10 protein-coding genes are annotated in these 13,331 nt (G+C 57.6%); all 10 read right to left on the bottom strand.

Features of this window, described 5'->3' with window-relative positions:
* Positions 1-94 precede the first annotated feature (94 nt).
* The 10 genes from AACY18_RS04005 to rseP all read right to left on the bottom strand — a co-directional run bounded on the left by AACY18_RS04005 (position 95) and on the right by rseP (position 13,281).
* Complete coding sequence (locus tag AACY18_RS04005) at positions 95-1,042, bottom strand: acetyl-CoA carboxylase carboxyltransferase subunit alpha (RefSeq protein ID WP_038357918.1); 948 nt, start codon at positions 1,040-1,042, stop codon at positions 95-97.
* Positions 1,043-1,181: 139 nt separating this feature from the next.
* On the bottom strand, positions 1,182-4,703 hold the full coding sequence (gene dnaE / locus AACY18_RS04000) for a DNA polymerase III subunit alpha (RefSeq protein WP_339430554.1): 3,522 nt from the start codon (positions 4,701-4,703) through the stop codon (positions 1,182-1,184).
* Positions 4,704-4,779: 76 nt separating this feature from the next.
* On the bottom strand, positions 4,780-5,406 hold the full coding sequence (rnhB, locus tag AACY18_RS03995; protein WP_339430762.1) for a ribonuclease HII: 627 nt from the start codon (positions 5,404-5,406) through the stop codon (positions 4,780-4,782).
* 11 nt (positions 5,407-5,417) lie between these two features.
* The gene (gene lpxB, locus AACY18_RS03990) at positions 5,418-6,548 is read right to left on the bottom strand and encodes a lipid-A-disaccharide synthase (RefSeq protein ID WP_339430553.1); all 1,131 of its coding nucleotides are present in this window, start codon (positions 6,546-6,548) and stop codon (positions 5,418-5,420) included.
* A 2-nt stretch (positions 6,549-6,550) separates the two neighbouring features.
* Positions 6,551-7,327, bottom strand: a complete 777-nt coding sequence (lpxA, locus tag AACY18_RS03985; protein ID WP_339430552.1) for an acyl-ACP--UDP-N-acetylglucosamine O-acyltransferase — start codon at positions 7,325-7,327, stop codon at positions 6,551-6,553.
* Positions 7,324-7,764, bottom strand: coding sequence for a 3-hydroxyacyl-ACP dehydratase FabZ (gene fabZ, locus AACY18_RS03980; protein ID WP_042557884.1), 441 nt, complete (start codon positions 7,762-7,764; stop codon positions 7,324-7,326). The genes lpxA and fabZ overlap by 4 nt, the downstream gene beginning before the upstream one ends.
* 106 nt (positions 7,765-7,870) lie before the next feature.
* Positions 7,871-8,926 carry a UDP-3-O-(3-hydroxymyristoyl)glucosamine N-acyltransferase gene (lpxD, locus tag AACY18_RS03975; RefSeq protein WP_339464340.1) on the bottom strand — a complete coding sequence of 352 codons (1,056 nt, stop codon included), beginning with the start codon at positions 8,924-8,926 and terminating at the stop codon, positions 7,871-7,873.
* A gap of 3 nt (positions 8,927-8,929) precedes the next feature.
* Positions 8,930-9,433 (bottom strand): OmpH family outer membrane protein, encoded by a 504-nt coding sequence (locus AACY18_RS03970; protein WP_339430550.1) that lies wholly within the window; start codon positions 9,431-9,433, stop codon positions 8,930-8,932.
* Between the two features lie 45 nt (positions 9,434-9,478).
* Complete coding sequence (bamA, locus tag AACY18_RS03965) at positions 9,479-11,854, bottom strand: outer membrane protein assembly factor BamA (RefSeq protein ID WP_339430549.1); 2,376 nt, start codon at positions 11,852-11,854, stop codon at positions 9,479-9,481.
* 74 nt (positions 11,855-11,928) lie between these two features.
* Positions 11,929-13,281 (bottom strand): sigma E protease regulator RseP, encoded by a 1,353-nt coding sequence (rseP, locus tag AACY18_RS03960; protein WP_339430548.1) that lies wholly within the window; start codon positions 13,279-13,281, stop codon positions 11,929-11,931.
* Between the last annotated feature and the right edge of the window lie 50 nt (positions 13,282-13,331).

Raw genomic sequence — 13,331 nt, 5'->3', positions numbered from 1 at the left:
GCTCGCGAAGGCGTCTCAACATTCAACACATCTGTCGACTGTTATACCGCTTTCGCGAGCAAGCCCGCTCCCACATTGGGTATTGCGCGATCTGTCAGAGACCGTAGCTCATCAGCCGATCGTAACGGCGCTTGAGCAGCGCTTCGTTGTCGAACTTCTTCAGCATCGCCAGTTGCGAGCTCAGCTCGGCACGAATCGAGGCAGCGGCAGCGGCCGGATCACGGTGAGCACCGCCCAAAGGCTCGCCGATCACCTTGTCAACGATGCCCAGACCTTTCAGGCGCTCGGCAGTGATGCCCATGGCTTCAGCAGCGTCCGGCGCTTTTTCGGCGGTTTTCCACAGAATCGAAGCACAACCTTCCGGCGAGATCACCGCGTAGGTCGAGTACTGCAGCATGTTCAACTGATCGCAAACACCGATGGCCAGTGCACCGCCTGAACCACCCTCGCCGATAACGGTGGCGATGATCGGGGTCTTCAGGCGCGACATCACACGCAGGTTCCAGGCGATGGCTTCGCTCTGGTTACGCTCTTCGGCGTCGATACCTGGATAGGCACCCGGGGTGTCGATGAAGGTCAGGATCGGCATTTTGAAACGCTCGGCCATTTCCATCAGACGGCATGCCTTGCGGTAGCCTTCCGGACGCGGCATGCCGAAGTTGCGGCGTACTTTCTCACGGACTTCGCGGCCCTTCTGGTGACCGATGATCATCACTGGCTGGTCTTCCAGACGAGCAATGCCCCCCACGATCGCAGCGTCGTCGGAGAAGTGACGGTCGCCGTGCAGTTCATCGAACTCGGTGAAGATGTGTTCGATGTAGTCCAGGGTATACGGGCGTTTCGGGTGACGCGCCAAGCGTGCGATCTGCCAGCTGGTCAGCTTGCCGAAGATGTCCTCGGTCAGCGTTTTGCTCTTGTCCTGCAGGCGGGAGATCTCATCGCCGATATTCAGCGAATTGTCATTACCGACCAAGCGCAACTCTTCGATCTTGGCTTGCAGGTCGGCGATCGGCTGTTCGAAATCTAGAAAATTCGGGTTCATAGGCGTCCGTCTTGGGTCGTATCCCAAATGAGCTTGGGTCGGCCGGTTGTCTATTCGCGCCCTACCTTAAGGGAGAGGCGCGCTAAGGTCGAGATTAAAAATTCAGGTTTCGGGCAAGCGCAATGATGGCACCTGCCGCTCAACGGTATTGGAGGAAGACGTTGTCTCGCCCGAACTGGTCACGCAAGGCTTGAATCAACGCATCCGCCGGGTCGATGCGCCAGGTCTCGCCAAACTGCAGCAAGGTCTTCGCATCGGGGCTGGTGTACTCCATGGTGATCGGACACGCCCCGCGATGACGCTTGAGCAAATCACCCAACCAGCGTAGCTGATCGCCTTTGAGGTCCTGGGTTTGCAGCTTCAGGCGCAGGCTTTCGGCAAGGTTGGTGCGCGCATCTTCCATGCTCATCACGCGCTTGACCCGCAGGCGCAGGCCGCCGGAGAAGTCATCGTTGCTGACCTCGCCTTCAACCACCACCATCGCGTCGGTCTGCAACAGCGACTGCGCGGAATGGAACGCTTCGGCAAACAGCGACGCTTCGATCCGGCCGGAGCGGTCGTCGAGGGTGATGAAGCCCATCTTGTCGCCCTTCTTGTTCTTCATCACCCGCAGGGCAATGATCATCCCGGCCACGGTTTGCGTATCGCGCGCCGGTTTCAGGTCGATGATGCGCTGACGGGCGAAACGGCGGATCTCACCTTCGTATTCGTCAATCGGGTGACCGGTCAGGTACAGGCCCAGGGTGTCTTTTTCACCCTTGAGGCGCTCCTTGAGGGTCAGCTCCTTGGCTTTGCGATGACTGGCATAAACGTCAGCATCTTCCTCGACGAACAGACCGCCAAACAGGTCGGCGTGACCACTGTCGTGGGTGCGGGCGGTTTGCTCTGCAGCCTTGATCGCCTCCTCCATCGCCGCCAGCAACACCGCGCGATTACGGTCGATATTGGCCTGATAAGCCTTTTGTTCGTCGTGAAAATAAGGCCCCAGACGATCCAGTGCACCGCTGCGAATCAAACCGTCGAGCGTGCGCTTGTTGATGCGCTTGAGGTCGACACGGGCGCAGAAATCGAACAAATCCTTGAACGGGCCTTCCTGACGCGCCTCAGTGATTGCTTCTACCGGGCCTTCACCGACCCCTTTGATCGCGCCGAGGCCATACACAATGCGGCCGTCGTCGTTCACCGTGAACTTGAACTCCGAAGTATTCACGTCTGGCGCGTCGAGACGCAGCTTCATCGTGCGAATTTCTTCGATCAAGGTCACGACCTTGTCGGTGTTGTGCATGTCCGCCGACAGTACCGCAGCCATGAACGGCGCCGGGTAATGGGTTTTCAGCCAGGCAGTCTGATACGAAACCAGACCGTAAGCGGCGGAGTGAGACTTGTTGAAGCCGTAACCGGCGAATTTTTCCACCAGGTCGAAAATGTTACCGGCGAGGTCGGCGTCGATATTGTTGGTCTTGCAACCTTCAATGAAACCGCCGCGCTGTTTGGCCATCTCTTCGGGTTTTTTCTTACCCATCGCCCGACGCAGCATGTCCGCACCGCCGAGGGTGTAACCGGCCATGACCTGGGCAATCTGCATCACCTGTTCCTGATACAGGATGATGCCGTAAGTCGGTGCCAATACTGGCTTGAGGCCCTCGTACTGGTAATCCGAGTGCGGGTACGCCAGTTCGGCGCGACCGTGCTTACGGTTGATAAAGTCGTCCACCATGCCGGACTGCAGCGGGCCCGGACGGAACAGCGCTACCAGTGCGATCAAGTCTTCCAGGCAGTCGGGCTTGAGCTTTTTGATCAGCTCTTTCATGCCTCGGGATTCAAGCTGGAACACCGCAGTGGTTTCAGCTTTTTGCAGCAACTGGTAAGTCGGTTTGTCATCCAGCGGGATGAACGCGATATCCAGCGGTGGTTCGTCGACCTTGGCGCGGTCTCGGTTGATGGTCTTTAGCGCCCAGTCAATAACCGTCAACGTCCGCAGACCGAGGAAGTCGAACTTCACCAGACCGGCAGCCTCAACATCGTCCTTGTCGAACTGGGTTACCAGACCGTCACCGGCCTCGTCGCAATAGATCGGCGAGAAGTCGGTCAGTTTGGTCGGTGCGATCACCACACCACCAGCGTGCTTGCCGACGTTACGCACAACGCCTTCGAGCTTGCGCGCCATCTCCCAGATTTCCGCCGCCTCTTCATCGACCTTAATGAAGTCGCGCAGGATCTCTTCCTGCTCGTAGGCTTTTTCCAGGGTCATGCCGACTTCAAACGGAATCATCTTCGACAGACGATCCGCCAGGCCGTAGGACTTGCCCTGTACCCGCGCCACGTCACGCACCACAGCTTTTGCCGCCATGGAACCGAAGGTGATGATCTGGCTTACCGCGTTGCGCCCGTATTTCTCGGCCACATAGTCGATCACCCGATCACGACCGTCCATGCAGAAGTCGACGTCGAAGTCGGGCATCGATACCCGTTCCGGGTTAAGGAAACGTTCGAACAGCAGGTCGTATTCCAGCGGGTCGAGGTCGGTGATTTTCTGCACATAGGCCACCAGCGATCCAGCACCCGACCCACGACCTGGTCCAACCGGTACGCCGTTGTTCTTGGCCCACTGGATAAAGTCCATCACGATCAGGAAATAACCGGGGAAGCCCATCTGGATGATGATATCCAGCTCGAAATTCAAGCGGTCGACGTACACCTGACGCTTGGCTTCGTAGTCTTCGGTGGTGTCTTTGGGCAACAGAACCGCGAGCCGCTCCTCCAGACCGTCGAAGGACACCTTGCGGAAGTACTCATCGATGGTCATGCCATCGGGAATCGGGAAGTTGGGCAGGAAGTGCGTGCCCAGTTTCACATCGATATTGCAGCGTTTGGCAATTTCGACGGTGTTTTCGATGGCGTCAGGAATGTCGCTGAACAGCTCGGCCATTTCCTCGGCGCTTTTGAGGTATTGCTGATCGCTGTAATTCTTCGAACGCCGCGGATCGTCGAGGGCGCGGCCCTCACCGATGCAAACGCGGGTTTCGTGGGCGGCGAAGTCTTCCTGCTTGATGAAACGCACATCGTTGCTCGCCACCAGTGGCGCGCCCAGCTTGTCGGCCAGAGCCACAGCACCATGCAGTTGCTCTTCATCGTTGGGACGGTTGGTACGCTGGATTTCCAGATAAAAACGATCCGGAAACACCGCCATCCATTCACGCGTCAGAACCTCAGCTTCAGCCGGGTTACCGCCGATGAGGGCCATGCCGATCTCGCCTTCTTTGGCGGCAGACAGCATGATCAGGCCTTCGCTGGCCTCGGCGACCCACTCTCGCTCGACGATGATCATGCCATTGCGCTGACCTTCGATGAAGCCACGGGAAATCAGCTCAGTGAGATTGCGATAGCCCTTGGCGTTCATGACCAACAGGCTGATCCGGCTCAGCGGCGCATCCGGATCCTTGTTCGACAGCCACAGGTCAGCGCCGCAGATCGGCTTGATCCCTGCGCCCATGGTGTTTTTATAGAATTTGACCAGGGAACACATGTTGTTCTGATCGGTGACCGCGACGGCCGGCATGTTCATGCCAGCCAGGGCCTTGACCAGTGGCTTGATCCGCACCAGCCCGTCGACCAGGGAGTATTCAGTGTGCAGGCGTAGGTGAACGAATGAAGCCGGCATAGTGATCCTGTCCAGTTACATAGAGACAACAAGGCCCGGATTGTACCGGGCCTCGAACAAAACATCAGCCTTGCGACTAAACCTGCGTCAGGCCTTCCAGCGCCTCATATGCCTGACGCACCGGGGCGAACGAGCGCCGGTGAATCGGGGTCGGCCCGAGCCGGGACAATGCTTCCAGATGAACGGGCGTCGGATAGCCTTTGTGGCCGCCAATGCCATAACCCGGGTAAATCAGTTCGAACGCAGCCATTTCGCGGTCACGACTGACCTTGGCCAGAATCGATGCCGCAGCAATGGCAGGCACCTTGCTATCGCCCTTTACAACCGCTTCGGCGCGCATCGGCAGTTTCGGGCAGCGGTTGCCATCGATCATCGCCAGTTTCGGCTGGATGTGCAGCCCGGCCACGGCGCGCTGCATGGCCAGCATGGTCGCGTGCAAAATATTCAATTCATCGATTTCTTCGACTTCGGCGCGAGCGATGCACCAGCTCAGGGATTTTTCGATGATCTCGTCGTAAAGCTTTTCCCGTTTGGCTTCGGTGAGTTTCTTCGAGTCGTTGAGCCCGACGATAGGGCGGTTCGGATCGAGGATCACCGCTGCCGTCACCACTGCACCGCACAACGGGCCGCGACCGACTTCATCGACGCCGGCGACCAGTTCTTCAACTTCGGCGACCAACGTGAAATCCAGGCCCATTTGCATGCTTGTCTTGCTCATCGTGATTGACCGATCAGGTTAAGGACGGCATGCGCCGCCTGATTGGATGCGTCCAGACGCAGCGTGCGGTGAATCTCGTCGAAGCCGCGAGTCTGCTCTTCACCGCCCTCGATCAAGGGCGACAGGGTCTGGGCAAGCGCCTCGACAGTTGCATCGTCCTGCAACAACTCCGGAACCAGCAGACGCTGGGCCAACAGATTTGGCAGCGATACATACGGGCTCTTGACCATGCGTTTGAGAATCCAGAACGTCAGCGGTGCCAGACGATAGGCAACCACCATCGGCCTCTTGTACAACAGCGCTTCGAGGGTTGCCGTACCGGAGGCGATCAATACGGCGTTACAGGCAGCCAAGGCCAGATGAGACTTGCCATCGAGCAAGGTCACCGGCAAATCGCGGCCAGCGAGCAGTTCTTCAAGCTGCAAACGGCGCTCCGGGCTGGCGCACGGCATGACAAAGCGCACACCCGGACGCATCGCGCGCAGGCGCTGGGCGGTATCGAGGAACAGTGCGCCGAGGCGACCGACCTCACCGCCACGACTACCAGGCATCAGCGCGATCAGCGGCCCATCAGGCAATCCCAACTCGGCACGCGCAGCCGCACGATCAGCCTCCAGCGGAATGGCATCGGCCAGCGAGTGACCGACGAAGCGTACCGGTACGCCTTTCTCTTCGTAGAATCTGGCTTCGAACGGGAAAAGGGTGAGCATCAAATCGCAGCCTTCGCGAATCTTCAGCACGCGCTTCTGCCGCCACGCCCACACCGACGGGCTGACGTAATGCACGGTTTTGATCCCGGCCTGACGCAGCTTGAGTTCGATATTGAGGTTGAAGTCGGGGGCATCGATACCGATGAACGCGTCCGGTTTTTCGGCAATCAGCGTGGCAATCAGCTCTTTACGACGCTTGAGCAACTCGCGCAAACGACCGAGGACCTCAACCAGCCCCATGACCGACAAGCGCTCCATGGGAAAGTACGAGGTCAGACCTTCCGCCTGCATCAACGGACCGCCGACACCGATGAACTCGACCGACGGATGTTGTGCCTTGAGGGCACGCATGAGGCCGGCACCCAAAATGTCACCGGAAGCTTCACCCGCCACCAGCGCAATACGCAAATTGGCCATGATCAGCGGGTGATGCCGCGTGTCGACGACTGGATGGAATCGCGAAACACCGCGACTTCCGGGAACAGAGCAGCAGGCTCGGCCAGTTGAGCCAGTGCCTGCTCGACTGTCAGCCCTTGGCGATAAACGGTCTTATAGGCACGACGCAATGCGTGGATAGCGTCTTCGCTGAAACCGCGACGGCGCATGCCTTCAAAATTCATGCTGCGCGCCTCGGCCGGGTTGCCAAACACGGTGACAAACGCGGGAACGTCTTTACCGATCGCGGTACCCATGCCTGAAAAGCTGTGGGCGCCAATGTGGCAATACTGGTGAACCAGGGTGAACCCGGAGAGAATCGCCCAGTCGTCAACATGCACATGGCCGGCCAACGCCGTGTTGTTGACCAGGATGCAGTTATTGCCGATGACACTGTCGTGACCGATGTGGGCATAGGCCATGATCAGGTTGTGATCGCCCAGCGTGGTTTCCGAACGGTCCTGCACGGTGCCACGGTGAATCGTCACGCCTTCGCGGATGACGTTGTGGTCACCTATCACCAGTCGGGTCTCTTCACCTTTGTACTTCAGATCGGGCGTGTCTTCGCCTACCGAGGAAAACTGGTAAATGCGATTGTGCTTGCCGATACGTGTCGGGCCTTTGAGGATCACATGCGGCCCGATCACGGTACCCTCGCCGATTTCCACACCTGCGCCGATGATCGACCAAGGGCCGACCTCGACGCCGTCTGCCAGAACGGCCGACGGATCGATGATTGCGCGAGGGTCAATCAAACTCATACTTTTTGTTCCGCGCAGATGATCTCGGCCGAGCAGACCGGCTTGCCATCGACCGAAGCCTGGCATTCAAACTTCCAGATCTTGCGTTTACAGCTAATGAACGTGGCTTCAAGGATCAACTGGTCGCCAGGCTTGACCGGTTGGCGGAAACGCAGCTTGTCGGAACCAACGAAGTAATAAAGGGTGCCGTCCGCCGGTTTGACGTCGAGCATTTTGAAACCGAGGATCCCGGCAGCTTGAGCCATCGCTTCGATGATCAGCACGCCTGGCATGATTGGATGCGCCGGGAAGTGACCATTGAAGAAAGGTTCATTGATGCTGACATTCTTGTAGGCGCGAATGCGCTTGCCTTCAGTGTCCAGATCCACCACCCGGTCCACCAGCAGGAACGGGTAACGGTGAGGCAGGTATTCGCGAATCTCGTTGATGTCCATCATTTCGGGGGGAAGCCTATGTAAAGATTGGGAGCGCGACTGACGCGCACTCCTCTAGCAAATCAAGGAGGCAGTCTAGAGGCTGTGCACACTTGATATGGAAATGGTATCAGCCATCTGATGAAGCATTGCCGTCAGGGGTCACTTCCCCAACGCGCTTTTCCAGCTGTTTAAAACGACGCGCGATGTCATCGAGCTGACGAATGCGTGCCGCGCTTTTGCGCCATTCGGCAGCCGGTTGCATGGCTGTGCCGGAAGAATAGGCGCCTGGCTCGGTAATCGAGTGCGTCACCATGGTCATCCCGGTCAGGAAAACGTTGTCGCAAATATCAATGTGGCCGACCAGACCGACACCTCCGGCCAGCATGCAGTGCTTGCCGATTTTGGTGCTACCGGAGATCCCGACGCACGCGGCCATGGCAGTGTGATCACCGACCTGGACGTTGTGGGCAATCTGGATCTGGTTGTCGAGTTTCACGCCATTGCCGATCACGGTATCGGCCAACGCGCCGCGGTCGATGGCAGTATTCACGCCGATCTCCACATCGTCGCCGATGGTCACACCACCGATCTGGGCAATTTTCTGCCAGATACCCTTCTCATTGGCGAAGCCGAAGCCTTCACCACCGAGCACGGCACCGGACTGGATAACCACACGCTTGCCGATGTGCACATCGTGATACAGCGTGACACGCGGAGCGAGCCAGCCGCCCTCGCCGATTTCGCTGCGGGCACCGATGACGCAATGGGCACCCAGCGTGACTTGCGCCCCAATGCGTGCACCCGCCTCGATCACCACGAAGGGGCCGATGCTGGCGGTTGGATCAACCACAGCGTCGTCAGCGATGACTGCCGAGGGATGGATACCCGCGGCAGCTTTCGGTTTGGGATCGAACAAGTGAGAGATACGTGCATAAGCCAGATAAGGATCTGGCACCACCAATGCATTACCGGCAAAACCTTCTGCGTCGGCGTCTTTGAGCAACAAGGCTGCTGCCTGAGAACCGGCCAGGTATTTTCGATATTGAGGATTTGCCAGAAAGCTCAACTGAGCTGGGCCAGCCTCTTGCAAAGTGGCTAGCCCAGTAATTTGCTTCTCCGGGTCGCCACGCAGGGTGGCGCCGAGGAACTCGGCCAACTGGCCGAGCTTGATAGTCACGGTCATGGGTTACTTCAGCTGATTCATGCGCTCGATAACCTGGCGTGTGATGTCGTACTGAGGCTTGACATCGATCACTGCGCCACGTTCGAGCACCAGGTCAAAACCACCTTTCTTGATGACGCCTTCTACAGCGCTATCCAGTTTCGGCTTCAGTTGCTTGAGCATTTCGCGGTCAGCAACGGCCTTGGCTTCATTCAGTTCCTTGGACTGGAACTGGAAGTCACGGGCCTTTTGCTTGAACTCCAGCTCCAGACGCTCACGCTCGCCCTGCTGCATCTTGTCACCACCGGCCATCAGACGATCCTGAATGCCCTTGGCGCTGCTTTCCAGAGTTTTGAGCTTGGTCAGTTGAGGACCGAACTTCTTCTCCGCATCGACAGCGTATTTCTTGGCCGCGTCCGATTCCAGCAACGCCATCTGATAGTTCAGAACGGCAATTTTCATGTCGGCGAATGCCGGGCCTGCCACCAGTACGGAGGCCAGGAGAACCAATTGAGTCAACTTACGCACGATGCACTCCTACAAAATCCATTGTCGTTATCTTGGGTCAGACGCTTAGAACGTCTGGCCGAGGGAGAATTGGAACACTTGAGTTTCAGCGTTATCCGGTTTTTTGACCGGCATGGCCAGAGCAAAACTCAGGGGGCCCAGCGCGGTAACCCAGGTCACGCCAACACCGACGGAACTGGCCATGTTGCTCAGGCTGATGTCGTTGCACTTGGTGTTGGACGAAGTGCCGTTTGCGTTGGTGGTGTCCTTGCACTGCGAATCGAAAACGTTACCCACGTCCCAGAATACCGAAGTACGCAGGGAACGCTGATCCTTGACGAATGGCAGCGGGAACAGAACTTCCACACCGCCCTGAATCAGGACGTTGCCACCGAACGGCAGCGGGTCTTGGTCCGGATCTTTGACAGTACCCGGGTTGTTGCCCGAACTTGGTGTGCTACGCGGGCCGAGGGTGCTGTCCTTGAAGCCACGAACCGAGTTGAAACCACCAGCATAGTAGTTTTCATAGAACGGCAAGCCATCTGTGGAACCATAACCGTCGCCATAACCCAGTTCGGTGTGCAGACGCAAAGTGTAGTTTTCGCTGATCGGCTGGAACAACTGACCACGGTAGTCAAGTTTGTAGAATGCAAGGTCGCTGCCCGGAATGGTGGTTTCCAGGGTGAGGCTCTGGGAGCGACCACGGGTTGGCAGTACACCTTTGTTCAGGGTCGACTCGGACCAGCCGGCCGACGCCTTGAAGTTCAGGTAGTTGTCGCCTTCTTTGTTAACGAAGTCGAAAATCTCGTCAACGGTGTATTTGCCGGTCTTGATCTTGTCTTGCTGGGCAGACAGACCGAAGGTCAGTCGCGAAGTCTCGCTGATCGGGTAGCCAACGTTAACACCCGCACCCAGGCTGTCTACGGAATAGCTCGAAATATCGGCATCGAGTTCAGCGTAGTCGGTTGTGCGATAGAACGCGTTGTAACCCAGGCTCACGCCATCGGCGGTCCAGTAGGGGTCAACGTAGCCGAAGTTGTAGCGGCTCTGGTATTCGCTTCGAGTCAGACCGACGCTGACGCGGTTACCGGTACCGAGGAAGTTGTTCTGGGTAATCGAACCACCGAGGATCAAACCGGCGCTCTGGGCGAAACCGACGCTGGCGGTAATCGAACCGGAAGCCTGCTCTTCAACGCTGTAGTTCACGTCAACCTGGTCGTCGACACCCGGAACAGCCGGCGTTTCGACGTTGACTTCCTTGAAGAAGCCCAGACGCTCAAGACGGGTCTTGGATTGGTCGATCAGGTAGGTCGAAGCCCAGCCACCTTCCATTTGACGCATTTCGCGACGCAGCACTTCGTCCTCGGACTTGGTGTTGCCACGGAAGTTGATGCGGTTGACGTAGGCACGCTTGCCCGGATCGACAGCAAACAGGATGTCTACGGTGTGATCATCGTCGTGCGGCTGAGGCACGCCGTTGACGTTGGCGAAGGTATAACCCTCGTTACCCAGACGACGGGTGATCAGTTCAGAAGTAGTGGTCATCAGCTTGCGCGAGAACACCTGGCCTTTCTGCACCAGCAACAAGGACTTGATCTGATCTTCAGGTACTTTGAGATCACCGCTGAGTTTGACGTCACGAACGGTGTATTTCTCACCCTCGGTCACGTTGACGGTGATGTAGACATGCTTCTTGTCCGGAGTGATGGACACCTGGGTCGAAGCAATATCCATATTGATATAGCCGCGATCCAGGTAGTAGGAACGCAGACGCTCCAGGTCACCGGACAGTTTTTCACGGGCATATTTGTCATCGTTCTTGAAGAACGACAGCCAGTTGGTGGTTTTCAGCTCGAACAGGTCGGTCAGGTCTTCCTCGGGAAAAACCGTGTTGCCTACCACGTTGATGTGCTGAATGGCAGCAACGGTGCCTTCGTTGATCTTCACTTTCAGGCCAACACGGTTACGCGGCTGCGATACCACTTCGGTATCGACGGTCGCGGAATAGCGGCCTTGCGCGACGTACTGGCGTTGCAGTTCGTTACGGACACCTTCGAGGGTGGCACGCTGGAAGATCTCGCCTTCGGCCAGACCGGATTGCTTGAGGCCTTTCATCAAGTCTTCAGTAGAGATCGCTTTGTTACCTTCGATCTCGATACTGGCGACAGATGGACGCTCAACAACCGTGATCACCAGAACGTTGCCTTCGCGGCCCAGCTGGATATCTTGAAAGAAACCGGTTTTGAACAACGCACGAGTGGATTCCACCAGGCGACGATCATCCGCCTGCTCGCCGACGTTCAACGGCAAGGCACCAAAGACGCTACCCGCGGAGACCCGCTGGAGGCCATTGACGCGAATATCAGAGATAGTGAAGGACTCGGCGTGAACTTCGGCGATCATCAATACGGTGAGAACCGCAGTTAGCAGCAGACGTTTCATGAAGTCCTTTCTTATTCCAACTGGCAATAAACAAACTGCCGCAAAATGCGGCAGATTCGCAATTCAGCGAAGCTTTACAGTCGACCCAGATCGTTGACCAGAGCAAGCAACATCACCCCGACCACCAAACTGATACCGATCTGTATCCCCCAACCTTGCACCCGATCCGACAAGGGACGACCACGCGCCCACTCGATCAGATAAAACAACAAGTGCCCCCCATCCAGTACAGGGATGGGCAGCAAATTCAGAACTCCCAGGCTAATACTCAGATAAGCAAGGAAATTCAGGAAATCAGCGACGCCCGACTGGGCAGAAGCGCCCGCCACTTTAGCAATGGTTATCGGTCCACTCAAGTTTTTTACCGAGAGCTCGCCGAACAGCATTTTCTTGAGTGAGTCCAGCGTCAGAATGCTCATGGTCCAAGTACGATGGGCGCCCTCGCCAATCGCGGCCAACGGCCCGTAACTGACTTCGCGGATCATCTCCGGTGGCCAGTCGACAGCTTTTACACCCGCCCCCAGATAACCGCTTGGAGACTTGCTTTTGCCGCGCGCTGCCAAGGTGACCGGGACGTCGATTTGAGCACCGTCGCGCTCGATACGCAGCATGATTTTGGTATCAGGACGCGTACGAACGGTATCAACCACTTGCTGCCAGTCATTAAGCGCCTGGCCATCCAGAGACAGAAGGCGATCACCGGTTTTCAGGCCAGCCGCCTGAGCTGGACCTTCTGGATCAAGCTCGGCAAGCACGGGCGCCAAGGCCGGACGCCACGGACGAATACCCAATGAGCGGATAGGATCGGGCTCATCAGCCCCCTGCAGCCAGTGATCCAGCACCAACTCGCGTGGAGAGTCCGCGGTAGAGCCCTGCTCACGCACCAGCAACTGCAACGAACCGCTTTCACCAAGCCGACGCACCAACTGCAAGTTGACGGCTGCCCAACCGGTGGTCGGCTCGCCATCAATCGCGACGATCTCCTGCCCCACACCCAAACCAGCCTTGGCGGCGATGCTGCCAGACTCGACCGCACCGATGACCGGGCGTACCTGCTCGCTACCGAGCATGGCCAGCACCCAGAAAAACACCAGGGCCAAAAGGAAGTTGGCGACAGGGCCGGCGGCAACAATGGCGATTCGCTGACGAACCGTCTTGCGGTTAAACGAGTGATCCAGTTGATCAACCGGCACCTCGCCCTCACGCTCGTCGAGCATTTTGACGTAGCCACCCAGCGGAATCGCGGCGATGACGAACTCAGTGCCCTGTTTGTCGTGCCAGCGCAGCAGAGGCATGCCGAAGCCTACGGAAAAGCGCAGAACCTTGACGCCACAGCGCCGCGCGACCCAGAAGTGGCCGAATTCGTGAAAGGTGACCAGCACACCCAAGGCGATCAGGGTGCCGGCAATCATATAGAGCGCGCTCATCTACTTTCTCCGCAATCCTGTTCAGTGCCGCGTGACGCCATTGTGTTTCA

The sequence above is a fragment of the Pseudomonas sp. EA_65y_Pfl2_P74 genome (assembly GCF_963970575.1).
Lineage (GTDB): Bacteria > Pseudomonadota > Gammaproteobacteria > Pseudomonadales > Pseudomonadaceae > Aquipseudomonas > Aquipseudomonas baetica_A.
Note: the sequence above shows the minus strand (reverse complement) of the source record. Positions and strands in the feature narration are given on the sequence as shown.